Source organism: Bacillus sp. ISL-46, assembly GCF_018613205.1.
The window spans coordinates 1-22688 of record NZ_JAGGQR010000022.1 but is presented as its reverse complement, the minus strand read 5'-3'; the positions used below and the strand labels follow the sequence as shown (position 1 = coordinate 22688).

The window sequence follows — 22688 nt, the reverse complement described above, 5'->3', positions numbered from 1 at the left end:
AATAGGCTTCTTTCGCATGCCTACTTTTCCGTCACTCTCTAGTTTTAAAACAAGGCTCATTTCGTATCTAGTAATTTACGTTGTTAGCTTGATGGGTATGTGACGCTACCCCTAATAGAAAATAATTTAAAAGTGCAAACTATTTTAAAGGAGGTGAAAACATGCCAAACATGAAAAATATAACAGGTTTAAAAACAGCAGTTCAACCGACTGAAGGCGGGGAAGGTATACCATCTTTTGCAGGCTCCATTTCAGGCGGTGTTGAACGCCCAGGCGCAACCAGTGTTGAATCACCGGGAGCAACCTCTCATGTTTCAACAAACTCAAATGCCCCCAATGACCCGGTTATTGCTCCACCAGAACTTTAAGACAAAACAGATGAAGCGATTGAATGATGTCCTCTAAGACTTAAAAAAACGCCATTATTTGAAGTGAACCAAAAAAGTTAGACATATATATTTTAAGCAACCTGGTGGACCTGAGACCGGTATTCTACTGGGCTCAGGTCCATTAACTTTTTCTTCATGCTGATATTGTTGTAGTAGTGAATATAATCATGTAATTCCTGTATAAAATGCTCAATACTTTCAAACTCCTGGAGATAGAGAAGTTCTGTCTTAAGGATGCCCAAAGAAGTTCTCGATAACCGCATTATCGAGACAGTTTCCCTTTCGGGACATGCTTTGTGTAATATTCCGGTCTTCTAGAGTTTTCTGGTACTTGGCCATCTGGTAATGCCATCCTTGATCTGAGTGGAGGATTAACTTATCTTCTGGATTTAAAACCTCTAAAGCTTGTTCCAGCATGTCGCCTACTAAATCAAAAGAGGGTCGGAACTTAACTGTATACGAGATGACTTCACTATTGAACAAATCAAGAATAGGAGATAGGTAGAGTTTCTGTCCGAAAAGGCTGAATTCTGTTACGTCTGTTACCCATTTCTGATTAGGCTTGTTGGCTTGGAAATCCCGATTTAGAATGTTAGCCGCAACTTTCCCTACATTTCCGCGATAGGACTTATATTTCTTCATACGAACCTGGCACTTGATCCCCATCTGGTTCATTAGCTTGAGGACAGTCTTGGGGTCAAGAATCAAGCCTTTCTTATCAAGCTCTTTTTTAATGTTACGGTGTCCATAACGACCTTTATGATGGTGATATATTTCTTGTATTGCTTCTTTCACCTTTGCGTATTTATCAGGGCGGTCCATGTGTTTTCTCCAATAATAATAAGTACTTCTTTGGATACCCGCAATCTTGATCAGCTCAGCGACTTTATATTCATTCCTTAGTTCAAAAATTACTTGCGCTTTGAGTTTTGTTGTAATTTTTCCTGTTCCCGAACTAAGGCATTTAACTTTTTTAGATAAGCGTTCTCCATTCGTAAACGTTCGACTTCTTGGATAAGGGATTCATTTGTTTGAATGGTCGGATCGTTCTTTTTTCTTTCTTTTGTCATGGGAGGTCGCCCCTTCTTCCTTGGTAATAGGGCTTCCTCTCCTTCTGTTTCAACAGCTCTCCTCCAGGAAAGGATGGTGGAGGGATCGGGAATTTTAAACTTCACCGCTGTATCATTAAGAGATGCCCAATTATCGTCCATATATTTGAGTACCTCCATTTTAAACGCAGCGGAGTAGTTTGTATAACTTTTTCTTAAGGAATCTTCTCCATGTTCCATATAAAGATTTACCCACTTTTGAATTGACTTATGAACAGTACCTAGCTTTTTAGCAATATCCCTATAAGACAGGTTTCCTTTTTCATATACTTTTACTGCCCATTACTTGTCCTCGAAAGTAAATTTAGCCATATAAAAAACTGCACCTCCATTGTTAGTTTTGTGTCTAACAATTTTGGTGCAGTTCATTTTGAGTTGGGGACAATTTATTAATTATTGTCCTCAACTTTTTATTTTGTTTCCCTGACGATTCTCTCATTAAGCACTATTCCAACCTTAATATGTTTCTATTTTGGGACAGGAGTAATTAAAATTTTTGAAAGGCATTTTAACAAAGCAGCTCAACCAATAAAGAATGAGTCTCTTGATACGTCAATAATTTTAAGAAATGAGGAGTACCAATAGCACCAAGGCGTATTTTTTACGTTCTTTAATTTATATATTAAAATGATATGAAGAAAAAAGAAATAAAGTAATTCTTAAAAAGCCTGTGTTTTCAGGCTTTTTTTGTTTTGTGTATAAAATGAGTGTTTTACCCTTCTATATGCTTCGTGGTCAAAATGTGGTCAATTTTTTTCTCCCTTTAGCTTTTGCTTTACAATTGAATAACATATAATCTTACATTATTGAGCAAAGATGAGGTAACCCTGCTACAAACAAACCACTATTTCTTCACCTTAGTACATACTCCCAAAAATTTCTTTTCTTTATTCCACTCGTTTAGCACAACAAGAAATTTAAATCATTTTGTTTCAATCGTCTTCTTCACACAACTTTTATCTCTTACGACAATATGCTAATAGTTCCTCAAATTCTTACAAATTGATTAGTAACCAAAAGGTTGAAATTAAATGGCACCTTTACAAAAAAGGAATTCATTTCAAACTTAAATAAGTAAGCGAATAGAAACGGTCATACGCCTATCAAACTAATGATCGAAAGCAGAATTTCATTATACTGCATTGATCTACGCATAACCCTTCTTTACCTAATGCTCATTTAGATGCAGAAATAACTGTTAAACTTAAAGAGGACTAAAAAACTCCCTCCATACAAGCTGAACCCCAGAAACTTAACTTCATCATAATTAAATCCAATATACGCATATAATTGAAAAAAGGCTAAGGAATGAAAATATTTGTGTGAGGTGCAAATTGAAAAATTTTAATATGCTCATTTATTATGTTAAGCCTTTAGATACTTTATATTCAATAGCTCAGAATTTTAACTGCCCTATCAACGAGATAATGATATTAAATAGGTTAATATATCCAATTGTATTTCCTGGCCAACAACTCAAAATACCTGTTCGTTCTTTAACACACAATGAATTCAATTATAGTTCAAAATGTTCTAAAGTTCCTAAAATAGAGAAGAACAATATATTTGAAACAATGTTGGACAAAAATTTTTATATTTCCTCACCAGATGGTAGAATCCATGTCACCTTTATGTTAAAAAACGGAGTCCCATATTATTCTGTTCGATATTGTGATAAAGACATATTGGTTCCTTCAAAACTTGGCTTTATTTTTAAAGAGAGAAAACCACTTAATCAGAACTTTTTTATTGTTAGCAGCAAGTACAAAAGTTTTAATCAAACTTGGACTCAACCGTGGGGGGAAGTAAAAGAAATTCGCAATCAGTATAACGAACTGAGAGTTGACCTCGAGGAGGGCATCGGAGCTCGCCGGAAAATGACAATCATTTTCCGGGTATACGATTACGGACTCGGTTTTCGTTACGAATTACCAAAGCAAGATCATCTATCTGATTTTGAAATCATGGATGAGGAAACGGAGTTTTCACTAACAGGTGATCATAATGCCTGGTGGATTCCAGCATACCGAAAAGAACGCTATGAATATCTTTATCATAAAACGCCTATCAGTTCTATTTCCAAGTCTTTTCGTGCTGTCCATACCCCACTTACCATAAAAACCATTAATGGAATTTACTTAAGTATTCACGAAGCAGATTTAAAAGATTATTCTTCTATGGCCTTAATGCCTTTAAAGTCTAATAAGCTTAAGGTGGACCTTTTTCCTTGGTCAAACGGTGTTAAAGTGAAAGGAGCTACTCCTTTAAGAACACCTTGGCGAACAATCCAAATTGCAGAGAATCCGGGGGACTTAATCACAAACTATTTGATTCTAAATCTCAATGAGCCAAACCAATTAGGGGATGTTTCTTGGGTGAAGCCTGGCAAATATATTGGTATTTGGTGGGGGATGCATCTCGGAAAATATACTTGGGGCCCTGGCCCAAAACATGGGGCTACTACTGAAAATGCCATGAGATATATTGACTTTGCTGCTAAATATGGAATTCCAATGGTATTAATTGAAGGATGGAATAAAGGTTGGAACGGTGATTGGGTAGAACAAGGGGAACAATTTAACTTTACAACTCCGGCTGAAGACTTTGACATACAAGAAGTGGCTTCCTATGCTGCAAAAAAAGGAATAAAAATCATCGGTCACCACGAGACTTCTTCTGCTGTTAAGAATTATGAACAACAGCTGGAAAGGGCTTTCGAGTTTTATAAAAAATTAGGAATTGATATTGTGAAAACTGGATATGTTGGGAAAGATCCTGCTGTGAAACGTCTAGATGATCAAGGGGATCTTATCGGTATGGAGTGGCATCATGGACAGTATATGGTGAATCATTATAGAAAAGTGGTAGAGACTGCAGCGCGATATCACATTATGTTGGATGTACACGAGCCGATAAAGGATACAGGTGAAAGACGTACTTATCCAAATATGATGACGCGTGAAGGGGCACGGGGACAAGAATATAATGGCTATATTGCTTGGAGCGAGGAGGGTGGAAACCCACCAGAGCATACTACAATCCTCCCCTATACCAGAATGCTCGCAGGTCCCTTTGATTATACACCTGGAATTGTCGATTTACTTTTCGCGGAATATAGACCAAAGAATAGAGTTAAAAGTACCTTAGCCAAAGAACTTTCCCTTTATGTTATTTTGTACAGCCCCCTACAAATGCTCGCAGATTTGCCTGAAAATTATGAGAAGAATCTTCCTGCCTTTCAATTTCTGTTAGATGTACCCGTTGACTGGCAAGACACGAAGGTTTTAAACGGTGAAATTGGTGAATATATTACGATTGTCAGAAAGGATAGACATAGTGAAGATTGGTACTTAGGGAGCATTACCGATGAAAATGGACGTATTCTTTTTGTGCCTTTCACTTTCCTTGATCCAAACAAGAAATACGTGGCTGAAATATATGCAGATGGCGTTGATGCAGATTGGATATATAATCCATTGTCTCTTGATATCTATAAAGTGCTTGTTGATCGTAACACAATACTAAAACTAAGGTTGGCTCGCGGAGGTGGGCAAGCGATGCGTATTCGACCAGCTTATGAGCATGAAGTAAACCATTATTCCCAATAACAATTTTGATGTAAATTAAACCTAGTAAAAAAAAGCGGTCGAATATTTGTTTTCAAGCAAGAGGGTGCCCAAAAGCTATAACTTGGGCACCCTCTTTATATCACTCATTTAAGAAGATATACTCTTGCTTCATATGGTTTTAAGAAGATGGAAGAGATATTATCATTGTTTTCGTCTACTTCATAGTTGCTAATTAATAAATGTTTCGAATTATTTTGAATATGACCAGGCAATTGAAACTCTGGAGTTTCACTAGAGAAGTTTGTAATGACGAGCAATGTTTCATTATCTAGTACACGAGTATAGGCATAAATTTGGTCATGCTCTTCTAAAACGAGATTATAATCGCCGTATACAATAACTTTATACTCTTTACGTAACTTGATAAGATTTCGATAATAATGGAAAATAGAATTTGAATCTTCTAGTGATTTCTTTGCATTGATTTCTTTATAATTTGGATTCGCTTTTAGCCAAGGTGTACCTGTTGTGAATCCAGCATTTTCGCTATCATCCCATTGCATAGGGGTTCTCGCGTTGTCACGTCCTTTAATGTAGATGCTCTCCATTACTTTATCGTGATCCTCTCCACCTTCAAGTACCCTTTCACGATATATATTATGAATCTCAAGGTCATTATACTCACTAATGTCAAATTTAGCATTGGTCATACCTATTTCTTCACCTTGATAGATATAAGGTGTTCCTTGCATCATATGAAGAAATGTTCCAAGCATTTTTGCAGATTCCACACGGTAAGAAGTATCATTTCCAAAACGGGAAACCATTCTTGGCTGATCATGATTATTTAAGTAAAGACTATTCCAACCTTTTCCTTCTAGACCTTTTTGCCATTTGGTCATTACTTCTTTTAAATCCGAAAGTTTCCAAGGCTTTACATCCCATTTACCACTTGGTTCCGAGTCTATATCCATATGCTCAAATGTAAAAATCATATTTAACTCAGTACCTTCACTATTAGCATATTGATTAGCATCTTCCGTTGTTGTTCCTGGACATTCACCAACCGTCATCACATCATATTTTGATAGTACTTCACGGTTCATTTCCTGTAAAAATTCATGAACGTGCGGACCGTTTAAAAAATGTTCCCCTCGTGATTCATAGTCATGGATATCTTTCACATCAGGTAACCCTTCTGCTTTTGAAATCATATTGATTACATCCAAACGGAAACCGTCTATTCCTTTTTCAAGCCACCATGTCATCATGTCATACACTTCTCTACGAAGACTTGGATTTTCCCAGTTTAAATCTGGTTGTTTTTTGCTGAATAAGTGCAGAAAGTATTCGTCTGTCTCTGGATCATATTTCCAAGCTGATCCACTAAAGAATGATATCCAGTTGTTTGGTTCTTTTCCGTCCTTACCTGGGCGCCAAATGTAGTAATCTCGGTAAGGGTTATCCTTCGATTTACGGGATTCGATGAACCATTCATGTTCATCTGATGAGTGATTGACAACAAGGTCCATCATAAGTTTCATCCCTCGTGAATGCAACCCTTCTAAAAGTTCATCTAAATCCTTCATAGTACCGAACTCATCCATAATATCTTGATAATCACTAACATCATACCCGTTATCATCGTTTGGAGATTTATAAACAGGTGAAAGCCAAATAACATCTACGCCTAATTCTTTTAAGTAATCAAGTTTTGAAGTAATTCCGCGTAGATCGCCAATCCCATCACCATTACTATCCATAAAGCTACGAGGATAAATTTGATAGACAACACTTTCTTTCCACCATTTTTTCTCCATATCTATCTTCCCTTCTCTTCTTACTTTCATATTTTCTAAAGAATTTCTGACAATTATCAATTAGTAAGATCTAGATTCATTCCTCATTTCCCACAGCATTCATAATTTAATTTCTATACCAAAATGATCGGATACAACTGATTTATTAATGTCATTAAAAATTACATTTGAATATTCAATTTGAACGGGACGGTTCGTCAAAATCAAATCAATTCGTAAATCTTGCTTATTGTCACTCCAACCTGCAATTTTTCCTTTGACTGTAATTCCTCCATCTTTTTCCTCTGCTAGATGGTACGTATCATAAAGACCTTGACTTAATAAGTACTCATAGCCCTCTCTTTTGAGAGAAGCACTGTTGTTAAAGTCGCCCAAAAGAAAGAACAACTCATCTTTATTTACATGTTGAAGAAGGGTGTCTGCTTGATACTTAAAAGGTTCCACTTCATCCTGCCACCACCCCATATGACATGAGTAGAAGGAGATAGGTGTATTATTATAGTTAATTTTAGCCCCAACAATTCTTCGTGTTTTCCAATAGGTAGTATCCTTACCTTTGGAAACGAAGAATGAGTAATCTTCTACAATGGGGTGCTTTGTTAGAATAGCTAAACCCTCTTCGTAGACTTCGAATCCTATATGAGAGAGGTCCCAAACAAACGAATACTCAGTGACACCAATTTTTTGAAGTTCTTGTAATAATACAAGTCCAAAATTATTTTTTTTAATATTACTGTATACATGTTCTTCTTCAATCAATTGGCTTACCTCTTGCAATGCGATAACATCATATGATTTTTCTTTAATGGTCAGAGCCAAGTATCTGATCTTCTCTATCTGATTCTCCTCTTGCCAGGAATGACAGTTTAACGTTAACAACTTCATTTGTACAATGCCTCCAAGTAAATTTGAATTAGGTGAAAAACCTTTCAGCGGTTTGAACATGTGATGTACCAATTAATGCCTTTATATCTTCCATTGTGGGAATAGAGTAAATCGCCCCTTTTCCTGTAGTGGTCAACGCTCCGCTTGCGTTTGCAAACTGAAGAATTTCCTCATGTTTCGCTTGAAGGATAAATAGTAGGTTACTTTGTGTCACTCCATTACGTAGTAATTGATATAAAAGACCGCCAATAAACGCATCACCCGCTCCTGTTGTATCAACAACTTCCACTTTGTAGCCGTGTGATATATACTGGTTTTGTTTCGTATATAAAGTCGCCCCGTGTGCTCCCTTTGTAAATACAACCACTTCCACATCACCTTGGAACAACGATTGAATGGCTTCTTGTTCTTGTTCGATTCCTGTAATAAACGTTAACTCATCATCAGAAATCTTAATGATATGTGCTCTTGGAATAAATTCTAAAATCGTTTGTCGGCATGTTTCAGCATTTTCCCATAGTGGCAGACGTACATTCGGGTCAAAGCTCACAATGCCTCCCTTTTCTTTGATGCACTCGATTGCTTTGATATGTGCGTACTTCATAGGGCTTTCTACTAAATCCACAGAACAAAAATGAAGCAAATCGTCACTCGTAAACCACTCTTCTTTTATTTCATTTTTTGTTAATAGTAAATCTGCTGAAGGGTTGCGATAAAAGCTAAAATCGCGCTCCCCATCTTTTCTTAGCGATACAAATGCCAATCCTGTATTTGCCTCGTCTGTACGATACACCATCTCTGTATTTACCCCAATATCCTTGAGTGTATCTATGAGAAATTCACCAAATGCATCTGTACCTAATTTCGTGATAAGAGATGCTCGTCCACCATATTTTGTAACAGTAGCAGCTACATTAGCTGGCGCTCCCCCTGGTACGCGTGTAAAAGATTCTACTTCCTTTAAATCCAACCCTTTTTGGACTGGAACCATATCAATTAGTGCTTCGCCTATACAATATAATGTTCCCAATGGTATCACCCTACTTTTTTCGTTTCATCGTGCTAGCTCTTATATTGAGATAGCGCTAGATATTTTACAACTTGGAATATATAAATCTTTTTATAGAAAATTATAATTTCAGAGACTGCAGTCTGCTTTATGAAAATAAATTGTTTTATATAAGCTTTTTAATCTATTTCATTATTTAAAATACATTATTTCAAATTACACTTTAAAATTAACTCTTGTCTTGACACTTCTGAAGTAGAGATTTGCTCCATGTCACCTAATTTTTCCTGCGTATTTGTAATAATAATAGGGGTAACAATCTCTTTATTTTTACTCTCCAAAAATTGTATATCAAAGTTTGATAATACATCGCCTGCTTTTACAGATTGCCCTTCTTTTACAAATACTTCAAATCCTTCACCTTTAAGTTCAACAGTCTCTAACCCTACGTGAATTAGAATCTCCAAACCTTTCACAGATTTAATCCCTATCGCATGTTTAGTGGGAAAAACCTGCACGATCTCACCATCAACTGGGGAAACAAGTTTCCCTTCTTTTGGTATGATTGCTATACCGTCTCCCATCATTTTTTGTGAAAAGACCGGATCAGGGACTTCTTCTAATGGTATAATCTCTCCAGTAAGAGGAGAATGTATTTCTTCTATTTGAGTTTTTGCTTTTTTTTGAAATAAATTTTTAAACATTACTATCAGCTCCTATTTTGGTTAGTGGAATGTATACTTAAGACTTTATAGCACGTTGATACTCAATATAGTGTCGGACCAACGTCTCTCCAATAATAAAGAAAGAAGAAAATGTATGAATGGGAACTCCATCACTTATCTGAATTTCTGAGCTATTTGCATATAAATTATAAGGAGTCAAGGTTGCTAACTTATTACTTTTGAGATTTGTTATTGAAATAAATGGTATTCCTTTTGCGATTAATGATTGCACGGCAGGAAATATTACCGGTGTATCACCTGAAAAGGAGATAATAATTATGAGATCCTTATCTGTTAAACTTTGGAGTAATATTTCGAATTCTTTTGATGCTTTTATCACATATAAATGCCGCTGCAAGATAAGAAACATTCTTTGTAACTCATCAGCACAGTTCAATTGTAAGCTACCTGTTCCGTAAACAAATATTCGCTCGGATCGGTCTATTAACTCACATATATCATGAAAATCTTTTGTTTTCGTATATTTTACCGTTTCCTGTATATCTGCATACAAATTTTCAACACTGTTTACTTCTCTATCCACATGTTCCTGATCCTGCCATTTTAAATACACACGAAATTCGCTGTAGCCACTAAACCCCAGTTTTTGTGCTAAACGCAGAACGGATGAACGGGAAACATTGCACTTATCCGCTAAATCATTGATTCCTAGCTGATAACATAAGCTTTTGTTATTGAGGATGTACTTTAAAATATGAAAGTCATTTTCATGCAGTTGATTATAATGTTTATTAATTAACTCTTCGATCTTCATTTTCCCCATCTACTCCTAGTGCTTTTTAGTTTAGTCTATCCTTCAAACCCTTTTCAATGTACTACTGGGTAGAGAGAATGGAGCAAAAGGGATAAAAAATTTTAATTTCTCACTCCTTAATTAATCTAAACAGATTCCGAAACATCCAGCATAATTGTGCGTACTGACATTACTTTTAGCCTTAACATCTAATTACTTCTATCCTTATCATGAATAAATGTCTGTCTACTGCTAAAGGGATTAAGCCCATAACAAGCAAGGAACAATATTTATTTGCAGGACTCCAGACTAAGTATTTCGGATAGAAAAATAACGTTTACAACACAAGTTATATCATATAGAAAAAACAGCAACAACAAAATAAAGGCATTATGGTATCTATCACATTCTTTGTTCTTTTTCACATCCCATAAGAATTTTCCCACAATTTATAAATTCACCAGAATGAATTTATTGAATTATCCATTTAAGGGGAATAAATGTGATCACATATATGAAGTAATGATCTAATGACTGTTCTTGCTCCTAGGTAAAAATCATTCTATAAAAGTTTGGAATATACAAAGGCTTCTACATTACAGGATATGATACCACTTTAAAGAAATTCAACTGCGTGTTAGACAAGCTGCACCTGTTGTTTTTAGCTATGTGTATCCCATATCACTTAGAATAAATGTATCTGACCACAATAATAATTCAGGTCCTCATATGGAACAGATTTCTTCTTAACAAAATGCTAACCCTATAAAAAAGATGTTCAGATATCGCATTTATCCAATTTACCTGTATGCCTTCAGATACGTTATTCTTACCCTTTATTTATGGAGACACTGGCTTCTCGTTTACTGTGGCATCTAACAATTCACTTCTCCATGGATCATTTGTTTGCTTTATATGACAACGAAAATGTCCATCCAATTGTACCCCACATTTGTGCGCTCAATACATCATCGTTTTATAAGCGATTGATGGAACACAGCCTTCCACACCCGATTTCTAAAATTAAGTTTGTCTCGTAAATATCATTTCATTGCTAATATGATTATTTCGGGCTGATAATTCATGCATAAATAAGTGATGTGAAAATTCTCAGAAGATGAGAAAAGGAACAAAAACAGTGATTGAGCCCATAATGCCTGCATCTTATTGTTGCTCTTTTTTTAATATGCTATAAATATGCTGTAAACGTTAACAGTAAGTTAGGAGGTAAAAAACAACAAGAATAAATCGCTTACAAGAATGGAACAACAATATGATCAGGAGGATTACAATGAAGGATAAGATTTTAAACAGCATGCAGACTTTTGCTAGAGCAGTAGTGGTTCCAGTCTTATACTTACCTGTTGTAGGTATAATTTTAGCACTTTCTGCTATCCTTACTAACCCAGTTATTGTAGGAAATGGAGGTTTTCTACTCAATGTAGGTAAATACATTGGTAGTGGTCTTTGGCCTATTTTAATGAATTTAGGGATTGTTTTCTGTGTAGGAATAGCTATGGGGATGGCTAAAGAAAAGAAAGCAGAAGCTGCACTTATAGCATTATTTTCCTTTTTGGTTTTTTTAGGCGCTAACAATCAGTGGCTGGCTTTAACGGGAAAATTAATAAAATATAAAGTTGCTTCTGATTTAACCGGAACTGGACAAACAATCATTTTAGGCTTTCAAGTAGTTGATATGGGAGTTTTCCTAGGAATGATTCTTGGAGTAGTAGTAGCACTTGTTCATAACAAATTTTATAATAAGGAGTTTCCCGGAGCATTCGGGGCATATGGAAATACCAAATTCGTATTTATTGTGTTAATTCCAATTTTATTAACCTTAGCAATCGTATTAAGTTATGTTTGGCCTGTTATTGCAAGTGGTATTTCAGCATTGACAACTTTCATAAATAAGGCAGGAGCTATAGGTGTATTTCTATACGGATTCCTAAATAGATTCTTAATTCCAACTGGATTGCATCATTTAGTTAATACACCATTCCTCTATTCTGATATTGGCGGGAAATTAACTATACATGGAAAAACATATTATGGAGCTACAAATATATTCTTAGCTCAGCTAACTGATCCATCTATAAAGATATTCGATCCATCGGCAAAATATATACAGTATGGTATGGTTAAAATATTTGGTTTAGTAGGAGCTGCTTTAGCGTTCTATAAAACAGCTAAGCCAGAAAATAAAAGTAAATTAAAAGCACTTTTAATACCAGCAGTAGCAACATCTTTTTTGGCTGGTATTACAGAACCTTTAGAATTTACATTCTTATTTGTATCACCATTATTATGGCTAGTTCATTCTGTAATGGATGGTTTGTTTGAAACTGTTGCAGTACTATTTGGTGTTAGAACGTATGGAGCAGGTGGACTTATAGAATTTTTATCCTATAATCTACCAGCTGGAATTGGAAGAACTAGATGGCCTATATATATAGCTGTAGGACTAGTTCAAGTGGGAGTATATTTTGTTGTCTTTAAAGCTTTAATTGAAAAATTAAAACTTAAGACTCCTGGTAGAGAAGATAATGAAGTTAAATTATTTACTAAAAAAGATTATAAAGAAAAAATGTCCAACCGTTCAGAAGAAGCAACAGCAGGAAAAGATTTAGACTTAGCTGCTGAAATAGTTCAAGGGCTTGGTGGAAAGGAAAATATAGAAACTGTTGATAACTGTTTTTCACGTTTAAGAGTAAAAGTTAAAGATGCTGTTATAGTTGATGAATCAATTTTAAAAGGTACAGGAGCAGCAGGAGTAATCAAGAACGGTGAGAATATTCAGGTTGTATATGGACCTAAAGTAAATGGAGTGAGGAACTCTGTTGATAAATATCTAGCTACTTTAAACTAATGATTCTGTAAATGATTAGTAATAAAATGCAGTTAAATCTTGAGTATGTCGAAGATAAATGAAAGCGTAATAAAATTTTAGTAATAAGTTAAATATTGGGAATTTAACTTATATATTCTGGATTTACCTGTTCATAACCTCCTCTTAAGTCATCTTATATAGAGGAGGTTATGCTATATTCCATTATTAATGAAAGCATGTTTAGGAATATGGGAATACAGATTTTGTTTACTACTCACAACCTGAGACATTGGAAGAATGAAATAATTATTTGTACAGGAGAGATATTATTATGCTACTTACAGGAAATCTAACAGGTGTTCAACACTTGGGAATCCCTACAGTTGATTTAAATAAAACAATTGAATGGTACGAAGCAATTGCCGACTTCAAAACAATTTATAAAACAGTTATTGATCATCATGGAAAAGTTAGTGTTGCATTTATGAAGTTAGGAAATTTAGTTATTGAAGCTTATCAGCCTTCTGGAAAGGATTATGAAGAAATAAAATTTAGATCCAAGGGGCACATTGATCATTTAGCTATTGATACAGCAGATATTGAGTATTCACTGGAAGAATTTCTTTTAAAAGGAGCCCAATTAGATTCATCGACTATAAACGGTCCTGTTTTGTTAGAGAATTTTTTCTTGAAGGGCGTCAAGTATCTAAATTTTGTTGGGCCTAATGGTGAAACGGTAGAGTTGAGTCAAAATTTAGCATCAGAAGATTGTATAAATAAAACCGTGTTAAAAGGATGGTCTCATCTTGGCATACCTGTTACTGACATTAACAAATCAAAAAGTTTTTATAAGGATTTAGGATTCATTGAAGTGATGAATGCAGAGGTAAAAAGAGAAGAGGGAATTATCAAAGCTGCTTTTATGGATTTGAATGGTTTTTACATAGAGCTATATCAACTGTTTGGAGAAGATCTGGAGGAAATAAAAACAAGGGCAGATGGACATATTGATCATATTGCATTAGATGTGCTTGATGTTGATAAAGCTTTTAATGAGTTACGGGAAGCAAATTATACTATTGAAGAGCCTTTTCCTAGTTTTATTGATTTTGGAGATTTTGAAGTACGTTTTTTTCATGTTAAAGGGCCTGATAATGAAAAAATAGAGTTTAATCAAAAGACATTTAAATAATTAATTTAAGAAGTGGAGAATTTATTCCTCAATCCAATCAACCCATGGTAAGCCCTGCTATTATTGGTGCAATTAAAATTCATTATGTTAAAAATGCGGTAGCAATTAGTGGCTGGACATGGTCTGAGGAGTTATTAAGCGCAGTAGAGCAAGTTGATACTATGTAATAAAAGTAACCCGACAGCTTGAATTCATGCTTGTATTTTTGTGTTATTAGAGTGCACGAATTCTATCAGAAAAGGAGGTGTTTCACCTGACAGCTTTTTGGGGAGAGGTAATAGGTACGGCAATTTTAATTTTTTTAGGAGGCTGTGTGTGTGCAGGAACTTCCCTGAAGAAATCGTATGCTCATAACGCGGGATGGATGGTTGTTACATTCGCTTGGGGATTGGCAGTATCTATTGCGATTTATGCAGTAGGAAAATTTAGCGGAGCACATTTCAATCCAGTGGTAACATTGGTATTTGCATTAAATGGAGACTTCCCCTGGAATCAAGTTCCATTTTACTTGGCAGCACAGCTTCTAGGAGCTGTCATCGGTGCAATAGTTGTATATCTGCAATATTTGCCTCATTGGAAAGAAACTGATGATTCTGATATAAAACTCGGCGTATTTGTTACTAGACCTGCTATTCCGGATACATTTTCCAACCTATTAAGCGAAATGATTGGTACATTCGTATTAATAGTAGGATTATTATCCATCGGTGCCAATAAGTTCACAGATGGTCTCAACCCTTTAATCATCGGGTTCTTGATTATCAGTCTAGGGATGTCATTGGGAGGAACAACAGGAGCTGCGTTAAATCCAGCACGTGACTTAGGGCCAAGAATTGCTCATTTTCTTCTGCCTATTCCAGGTAAAGGGAGATCAAACTGGGGATATGCATGGATTCCAGTAGTAGGACCGAGTCTGGGCGGCAGTCTGGGCGGATTATTTTACAAAGCAGTGTTCCTAGGAAAACCGACTCCTCAATTCTGGATTTTACTGGCATCTACCGCAATCGTTCTGATTGTAGCATATACAGCAACAGCAAAAAAGAAGCCGCAAGCACATATTGGATCTAAGAAGAAGACAGCATAGCCTTTAGCTAGGGACACTGATAGATATAAGTAAAACAAACGCGCAAGACGCCTTTGAGAGCCTTGTGCATTTGTTTTAAATGGAGGCAGGAAACCCATGGAACAATTTAACTTTAACGACCATTTGTCCAATCAAGTGATTTTCGCTTTATTCGTTCATTTCACTTTTAAGCAGCTTTCTCTTACGATGATTTCATGCGACAGAATTCTTATTTCTTTCGAACGATTATCTTTATCTTGAATTTGCTGAATGAGCATTTGGACAGACTGTATACCCATCTCAATTATAGGCTGCCGGACAGTCGTCAAACTCGGCGAGTATGCTTCCGCGATCGGAATATCGTCAAATCCGGTGATGGAAATATCCTCTGGCACGCGGAGTCCTATTTCTTTTGCCGCTCGAATGGCCCCAATCGCAATCGTATCACTTGCGCAGCAAACCGCAGTAGGAATATCCTTCATGCTAAACAGTTTTTTTCCTCTCATATATCCTGTGGGAATGTCGGTTTCTCCTTCAAGGAACCACTTCTCATGAAATTCAAGGCCATTGTCCTCCAGAGCTTTCCTGAACCCGGCATATCGTTGATAAATCTCGGAATGAACAGTGGTAAAACGACCGCCGAACATCCCAATTTTTTCATGCCCCAGATCAATCAAAAATTGAGTGATATCATAAAAGGCTTTAAAATTATCAATATTAATACAGGAAAACTCACTTTTTGCAGGATTTGGATAGCTTTTAAACAAAACAGGGATCAGGTTTTTCTCAAAAAAATGCAGATGCTCTTCCTTCGGTGATGGAGTGAAAATAATAATCCCATCTACATACTGGTCTTTTAACAGGTTCAAATAATAAAGCTCTCTTTCCGTATCACCCTTCGTACTGCAGAGAAGAGGGGTATATTTTTGTTTGAAACATTCTGCTTCAATCCCGCTTACCAAAACTGAGAAAAACATATTCGATATATCCGATATCAATACACCGATCAACCCGCTTTTATTCATCGCCAGGCTGCGTGCAACCGGATTAGGATTAAAACCAAGTTCCTCAACCGCTTTCATAACTTTTTCTCTCACTTGCAGACTAACCGGTTTGCTTTGATTCAATACTCTCGAAACCGTTGCTTTTGATACATTGGCTCTTTTAGCAACATCTTTAATTGTAATTTTCATCCCTATCATCCTAAAACATCAATAGTTAAAATCGGATTGTATAATATATATATTACTCTTTAAATGTATCAAAAGAAAGCCTGGTTCGAGAAATAATCCTGTCGAGAAATGAACCGTAATTTAAATAGTCTTTTCTCCTAAACTTTTTATAAAAGATGAACAACAAAATAGAGAATCGGCAGCATGAGGAAGAGAACGCCTGTATTCACAATCCAGTTCGAATTGGCTAAATCTATATCAAGTTGAAAGAGCTGCGGCGGGACAAGTGACGAGACTGCTGATGGCATGGCAGCGAGCAAAAAAATAACTTTAAGAACCAAACCATTATGAATCTCCCCCAGACCTAAAAAATAGGAAAAGCTTGTCATAACGAGCGGAACAACTACAAACTTTATTAGACATAGGGCAATACCTTCTTTAATGTACTTATTAATGACATTAAGCTTCATATTGAAACCAATCGGTGCTACCAATAAAAAAGCAGCCAGCGGAACTAAAAAAGTATTAAATAATGAAAAAAAGTGAGGCTTCTGCAATGCTGACATATTGAGGAGGATACCGATTAAAACAACAGATAGTGTAATCATAATAAAAGGATCTGTGATTACCTTAGTAAATAACGAATCTCTCCTTGCTTCTCCCTTAGCCCTCTCTCCAAATGATTTGGCAATTGGGAATGCCACCATGTAATAAAACAACTCCTCAAGTAATCGAAACAGCGCTACGTACATGATGCTTTCTTCGCCTAAAAATAAAAAGCAAAATAATAGCCCAAAGTTTCCAAGGTTTGAAAAAGAGCCCGATACAAACATTGTCCCCTCTTGCTGATGGTTTAGTTTGCGTATTTTGGCAAATGTCACCGCTAAAATCCCGCCTAATATTTGCGTTAATACCCCTAATAAAGGAAGGAAGTATAATTTTATGTTATCCAGCTTTGCTCCCCAAAAAGCTCCTAATAAAATAATTGGATTCAATCCTAGTAAAACCAGGTAAGTGCATTTTTTTAATAGATTTGGCAGCCGAATAGATTCAGAAATTTTCCCTTTTTCAGCTAGAAATCTTAATCCTCTGCCAAACCATAATCCAAATAAAATGATGCTCAGTCCATAAATAAAGCTCATTTCTTCATCTCCCTTGCCAAGAAAAAAGGGCCAAAACTATTCATTAGTTTTTGGCCTAAAATATCCCAACCTACTTACTTTCTAATGGCTCCAATTGGCTTTTAATAACCTCTAAAGGTTTAGCATTTCCAAATACCAAATTTGACCTATTTACAGGTGAAGCCCAACGAACCGCATTGGAAATAACCTTAAGGATTTCCGGATTGTGATAAGTCGGATACGTTTCATGCCCTGGTCGAAAATAGAACACTTTTCCCCGCCCCCGTGTGTAGGTACAACCGCTGCGGAATACTTCCCCGCCTTCAAACCAGCTGACAAAGATCAGTTCATCCGGCTGCGGGATGTCAAAGAACTCTCCGTACATTTCTTCTTTTTCCAGCTCTATGTATGAGCTGATTCCTTCGACAATCGGATGGGCCGGATTGACTACCCACAGGCGTTCCTTCTCATCAGCTTCACGCCACTTCAAATCACAGGTGGTGCCCATCAGCTTTTTAAAAATCTTTGAGAAGTGGCCGGAATGCAGAACGATCAATCCCATGCCCTCCAAGACACGCTGCTGTACCCGTTCCACAATCTCATCCTGAACTTCTCTATGTGCTATATGCCCCCACCATATAAGGACATCTGTATCATTCAACACGTCTTGGCTCAGCCCATGCTCTGGCTCATCTAAAGTAGCCGTTCTCACCTGAAAGCCTTCTTCACTAAGTGGACCAGCAATCTTATTGTGAATCCCTTGGGGATAAACGCTTCGTACCTGTTCATTTGTTTGCTCATGGCGGTTTTCATTCCATACTGTCACTTTAATCGTTTTTGCCATCTTGTTTACTCCTCCTTATAAATATACCGCTTCGCCGGTTTGGGCAGATTTGTAGATTGCTTCAAGGATTTCAGTTACTATGAGTGCTTCTTCCGGCTTGACCACCGGCTCCGTATCATTCAGGATGCTTTTAATCCACAACCTCGCTTCCAAATCCGCCGCAGTTTCTTTTTCTCCATCATAGAAATCGACACCCTTGGCATCCAAATCAATTCGCTGGGTATAAAGCTTGCTAAAATTCTCCCCATTGATTCGCAGTCCGTCCAACATATCCGCTCCACCTTCTGTCCCGCACAAGGTGCATTTGGCTTCACCAGTTTGCAGGATATTTAAAGCCCAACTGGACTCCAATACGATCGTCGCTCCGTTTTCCATCTTGATGAATCCGAAAGCGGAGTCTTCCACCTTAAACTTCTCTGGATCCCAGGATCCCCAAGCATTAGCCGCATCTTTTTTGGCTCCAAGCTTATGGAAGGTGCTGCCCAATACCACCTTCGGCTTATAGTTGTTCATCATCCACAATGTCAAATCCAGTGCGTGGGTTCCAATATCGATCAGCGGTCCGCCTCCTTGCTTTTCCTCATCGAGGAACACACCCCAAGTTGGAACGGCACGGCGACGAATGGCATGGGCTTTGGCATAATAGACTTCGCCCAAGTCTCCTCGCCGGCAAACTTGGTGTAAATACTGGCTGTCAGAACGGAAACGGTTTTGATAGCCGATCGTTAACTTCTTACCTGTTCTCTTGGCTGCTTCCACCATCTGGCGAGCTTCCTCCGTGGTCTTGGCCATCGGTTTTTCACACATCACGTGCTTATCTGCTTCCAATGAAGCCACGGTAATTTCCGCATGCGATTCATTCGGGGTACAGACATGGACGACATCGATAGCTGGATCTTTTAACAGCTCTTTGTAATCCGCAAATACTTTAGCACCTTCCGTACCGTACTTCGCTGATGCCTCCTGGGCTTTGGATTCAATCACATCACAAAAGGCCACCATTTCCACTTGTTGCAGTTTGTACAGGCTAGGCAAATGCTTTCCTTTGGCAATTCCCCCGCAACCGATAATTCCAACTTTTAATTTTTTTGACATCCTTGTTTCTCCTCACTATGAATGTTATGCCCACCAAATCTCTTTGAACCGAATAATACTGTGAATATCCCGAGCTTCTTATTCACTCAAATGTATTAAAGGTTTGCAAGTACCTATTCCGGGGTCGTAATAAGGACTTCACGTCCTGTCTGGCTCGATTCATAAATTGCATCCAAAATCTTATTGATAAACATCCCTTGTTCTGGAGTAGTGAGCGGCTGTTCACCGGTTCTGACACAATGAAGGAAATGGTGCCACATCTCCGTACGAGCTTCAACATCATCAAAATTCACCTGCGGATGAATATCTTCCAGGATCGTGAACTTTTCTGTATAAATTGAGATTCCCCTCTCATTTTCCAGTGCGGCTCCCCCTTTGGTTCCTATGAAATTAAGGAAAACCTTTTCCTTTTCGATGTTGGCTGCCCAACTGACATCAAGCGTTAACGTAGCCCCATTTTCCAACCGGATAAACGCCGTGGCCAAATCCTCCACATCAAAGATGCCTTGCGGATTAGCGATACCTAAGACGCGGGAGCCTTCCTGATCCTTGTTTCCAAATTTCGTGTACGTAGATCCGACCACCGATACCGGTTTGGGATTACCCATGAGATAAAGGGCCAGATCCAGCATATGAACTCCGATATCGATTAGCGGACCACCGCCGGAAAGGGACTTGGTGGTAAACCATCCTCCCCAACCAGGAATGCCGGCTCTTCTCATCCAGCCGCATTTGGCATTGTAGATCTCTCCGAGTTCTCCCGCTTCGCTGTAGGCCTTCAAATATTGGACATCCCGGCGAAATCGGTTATTTAGAGCCAGCATCAACGTTTTTCCAGTCGCTTTTTGGGCCGTCACCATCCGTTCCGCTTCAGCCGCATTCATGGCCATCGGCTTTTCGCACAAAACATGATTATCCGCATTCATCGCATCAATAGCCACCTGGGCATGAAGAAAATTCGGTACGGTAACCAACACGGCATCCACTTCTTTTAACTGAAGGAGATCCCGGTAGTCTTCAAAAGCATGTTCCACTTGCCATTCTTGGGCCAGCTTTTTTGCGGCTTCGTAAGCAACATCCGCAACCGCTGTCACTCGAATTTCATCAGTTAGTCTACTCAACGCCCGAAAATGTGCAGTCCGGGCAATCCCGCCTGCACCGATCAGGCCGATATTTATTTTAGACATATGATATCCTCCATGAGATTAAAACCTTATCCTTTTACAGCTCCCGCTGTTAAACCGGAGATTATCCGACGCTGGAAGATCAGGACCAGGATGATCAGAGGAACCGTGACTACTACGGAAGCGGCGGATATATCGCCCCATGGCAGTTCGTGCTGGCCGGGGAACATCGCGATCCCTACCGGTACTGTCCGCATTTCATCGGTGGTCATGAACGATAAGGAAAATAGAAATTCATTCCAGGAGTGAATAAATACTATGATCGCCGTGGTGAAAATCCCCGGCGTGGCCAAAGGTAGGATAATCCGAAAAAACGCCCCTAGCTTAGAGCATCCATCCATGGCCGCCGATTCTTCCAATTCCTTTGGAATCTCACGGAAAAAGCCGGTTAGAATCCAAATGGTCAACGGCAAACCAAATGTGGTGTAAGGCAGAATCAATCCGGCATACGTGTTTAACAGCTTGAGATCCTTCAACAAGATGAAAATCGGACTCAAGATTGCAATCGTCGGAAACATCGACACAGCCAATACTAAACTGAGAATGAGTCTTTTAAACCGGAATTGCAGCCTGGCCAAAGCGTAGGCACAAAACGCCCCGATCGCGATACAATAAATCGTAGTCAAAGAAGATACGATAAAGCTGTTTTTTAAATAGGTTAAAAACGGACGCTCCGTAAACACGGCCACATAGCTTCTGAAATCAAAGCTGGGCCACCAGGTCGGTGGCATCAAATACAAGTCATCAGGGGATTTCAAGGATGTAATGAGCTGCCAGATGAAAGGAAACATCGTGACCAAAACGAACAATCCGACACCTAGGTAAAATCCACTCCACTTTGAGATTATAACCACATAATTTTTCATTATTCTCCCTCCTATTTACCATCAACTTCAACGCCAAGAATTTTAATATAGAAGAAACTGATCAGCATGACGCATAAGAAGGTGACTACGGCAATCGCCGAACCGGTTCCGAAATCCAAGTAACGCATCATCGTCGTATGCGCATACATGGATAAACTCTCGGTACTGTTTCCAGGTCCGCCGCCGGTCATGACGACGATCACATCGAATACGCGAAAGGCTTCCAGTGTTCGGAACAACAAAGCTACCAAAATCGCAGGCTTCAATAAAGGCAAGGTAATTTGAAAGAAACGCTGCATGACGCCGGCCCCGTCCACTTTGGCCGCTTCATACAATTCCTGAGGGATAACCTGCAAGCCCGCTAACAGAAGCAAAGCGATAAATGGAGTTGTTTTCCAGACATCGGTGATAATGATCGACCATAAGGCACTATCCGGTGACCCGAGGAAGGTCTTATAATGATCCAAGATACCCAGCTTGACAAGAATATCATTGACGACGCCAAGCTGATCATTGTACATGAACTTCCACATCATCCCCGATACGACGGTGGGAATCGCCCAGGGGATCAATACCGTTGCTCTTACAATCCCCCGTCCGACAAAGGCGCGGTTGATCAGCAGGGCGATGGCTAACCCGATCATGAATTCTAGTAAGACGGACCAAAAACTGAAATAGAACGTGTTATAAAGAGATTTATAGAAGCGTTCATCCTGGAGCAGGGATAGATAATTGCTAAAACCTACAAAAGGTTTGCCCAAGGCAGGCATATTTAGCTTATAGGTATGCAAGCTCATCCATATCGCTTGAGCTACCGGATATAAAGCGAATCCGAAAATAATCACAAGCGATGGAAAAACCATGATGTAGCCAAGATTTTTTTCTACAAAGTCTTTCAGCTTAACCTTCCTAGAAGGAACACTTGTTATAGGAGTTGCTTCGACTTTCGTAATCATTATCTTTCTCCTTCCTTTTTTAGCTGCTAACCGGACAAACATCGATCATCCCATGATGAATGCCCGGTGCTCTCTTGACTATTATTTAACTCCCTCAGTTTAATA

The 22688-nt window shown here is 38.1% G+C and carries 17 protein-coding genes and 1 pseudogene; 5 read left to right on the top strand and 13 right to left on the bottom strand.

Going from position 1 to position 22688, the window contains the following annotated elements; all coding sequences use genetic code 11:
• Positions 1-161 precede the first annotated feature (161 nt).
• Positions 162-368, top strand: a complete 207-nt coding sequence (locus tag J7E67_RS13860) for a hypothetical protein (protein WP_214732114.1) — start codon at positions 162-164, stop codon at positions 366-368.
• 92 nt (positions 369-460) lie between these two features.
• On the opposite strand, the pseudogene J7E67_RS13855 reads toward J7E67_RS13860, so the two are convergent.
• Positions 461-1750: pseudogene (locus J7E67_RS13855) on the bottom strand (IS3 family transposase).
• Between the two features lie 1097 nt (positions 1751-2847).
• Between J7E67_RS13855 and J7E67_RS13850 the strand changes: the two are divergent.
• Positions 2848-5106 (top strand): glycoside hydrolase family 97 N-terminal domain-containing protein, encoded by a 2259-nt coding sequence (locus J7E67_RS13850; protein ID WP_308161402.1) that lies wholly within the window; start codon positions 2848-2850, stop codon positions 5104-5106.
• A gap of 104 nt (positions 5107-5210) precedes the next feature.
• On the opposite strand, the gene J7E67_RS13845 is transcribed toward J7E67_RS13850, so the two are convergent.
• From J7E67_RS13845 to J7E67_RS13825, 5 genes are all read right to left on the bottom strand, one after another.
• The gene (locus tag J7E67_RS13845) at positions 5211-6887 is read right to left on the bottom strand and encodes a glycoside hydrolase family 13 protein (protein ID WP_214732109.1); all 1677 of its coding nucleotides are present in this window, start codon (positions 6885-6887) and stop codon (positions 5211-5213) included.
• Positions 6888-6986: 99 nt separating this feature from the next.
• On the bottom strand, positions 6987-7772 hold the full coding sequence (locus J7E67_RS13840; RefSeq protein ID WP_214732107.1) for an endonuclease/exonuclease/phosphatase family protein: 786 nt from the start codon (positions 7770-7772) through the stop codon (positions 6987-6989).
• Positions 7773-7800: 28 nt separating this feature from the next.
• The gene (locus J7E67_RS13835) at positions 7801-8802 is read right to left on the bottom strand and encodes a carbohydrate kinase family protein (RefSeq protein ID WP_214732105.1); all 1002 of its coding nucleotides are present in this window, start codon (positions 8800-8802) and stop codon (positions 7801-7803) included.
• Between the two features lie 185 nt (positions 8803-8987).
• Complete coding sequence (locus tag J7E67_RS13830; protein ID WP_214732104.1) at positions 8988-9485, bottom strand: PTS sugar transporter subunit IIA; 498 nt, start codon at positions 9483-9485, stop codon at positions 8988-8990.
• Between the two features lie 37 nt (positions 9486-9522).
• Positions 9523-10281 carry a MurR/RpiR family transcriptional regulator gene (locus J7E67_RS13825; RefSeq protein ID WP_214732101.1) on the bottom strand — a complete coding sequence of 253 codons (759 nt, stop codon included), beginning with the start codon at positions 10279-10281 and terminating at the stop codon, positions 9523-9525.
• Positions 10282-11551: 1270 nt separating this feature from the next.
• Here J7E67_RS13825 and J7E67_RS13820 point away from each other — a divergent pair.
• The 3 genes from J7E67_RS13820 to J7E67_RS13810 all read left to right on the top strand — a co-directional run bounded on the left by J7E67_RS13820 (position 11552) and on the right by J7E67_RS13810 (position 15366).
• Positions 11552-13129 carry a PTS transporter subunit EIIC gene (locus tag J7E67_RS13820; protein WP_214732100.1) on the top strand — a complete coding sequence of 526 codons (1578 nt, stop codon included), beginning with the start codon at positions 11552-11554 and terminating at the stop codon, positions 13127-13129.
• Between the two features lie 292 nt (positions 13130-13421).
• Positions 13422-14282, top strand: a complete 861-nt coding sequence (locus J7E67_RS13815; protein WP_214732098.1) for a VOC family protein — start codon at positions 13422-13424, stop codon at positions 14280-14282.
• A 253-nt stretch (positions 14283-14535) separates the two neighbouring features.
• A complete protein-coding gene (locus J7E67_RS13810) occupies positions 14536-15366 on the top strand; it encodes an MIP/aquaporin family protein (RefSeq protein ID WP_214732126.1) in 831 nt (276 codons plus the stop codon).
• A gap of 155 nt (positions 15367-15521) precedes the next feature.
• On the opposite strand, the gene J7E67_RS13805 is transcribed toward J7E67_RS13810, so the two are convergent.
• The 7 genes from J7E67_RS13805 to J7E67_RS13775 form a co-directional block, all read right to left on the bottom strand.
• Positions 15522-16538 carry a LacI family DNA-binding transcriptional regulator gene (locus J7E67_RS13805; protein WP_214732096.1) on the bottom strand — a complete coding sequence of 339 codons (1017 nt, stop codon included), beginning with the start codon at positions 16536-16538 and terminating at the stop codon, positions 15522-15524.
• A gap of 146 nt (positions 16539-16684) precedes the next feature.
• Positions 16685-17659 (bottom strand): AEC family transporter, encoded by a 975-nt coding sequence (locus J7E67_RS13800; protein ID WP_214732094.1) that lies wholly within the window; start codon positions 17657-17659, stop codon positions 16685-16687.
• Positions 17660-17729: 70 nt separating this feature from the next.
• Positions 17730-18482, bottom strand: a complete 753-nt coding sequence (locus tag J7E67_RS13795) for a ThuA domain-containing protein (protein WP_214732091.1) — start codon at positions 18480-18482, stop codon at positions 17730-17732.
• Between the two features lie 15 nt (positions 18483-18497).
• Positions 18498-19577, bottom strand: a complete 1080-nt coding sequence (locus tag J7E67_RS13790; protein ID WP_214732089.1) for a Gfo/Idh/MocA family protein — start codon at positions 19575-19577, stop codon at positions 18498-18500.
• Between the two features lie 113 nt (positions 19578-19690).
• A complete protein-coding gene (locus tag J7E67_RS13785) occupies positions 19691-20764 on the bottom strand; it encodes a Gfo/Idh/MocA family protein (RefSeq protein WP_214732088.1) in 1074 nt (357 codons plus the stop codon).
• A gap of 26 nt (positions 20765-20790) precedes the next feature.
• Positions 20791-21627: a carbohydrate ABC transporter permease gene (locus J7E67_RS13780; RefSeq protein WP_251026766.1), complete on the bottom strand. Its 837-nt coding sequence runs from the start codon at positions 21625-21627 to the stop codon at positions 20791-20793.
• 11 nt (positions 21628-21638) lie between these two features.
• On the bottom strand, positions 21639-22583 hold the full coding sequence (locus J7E67_RS13775) for a carbohydrate ABC transporter permease (protein ID WP_214732087.1): 945 nt from the start codon (positions 22581-22583) through the stop codon (positions 21639-21641).
• Between the last annotated feature and the right edge of the window lie 105 nt (positions 22584-22688).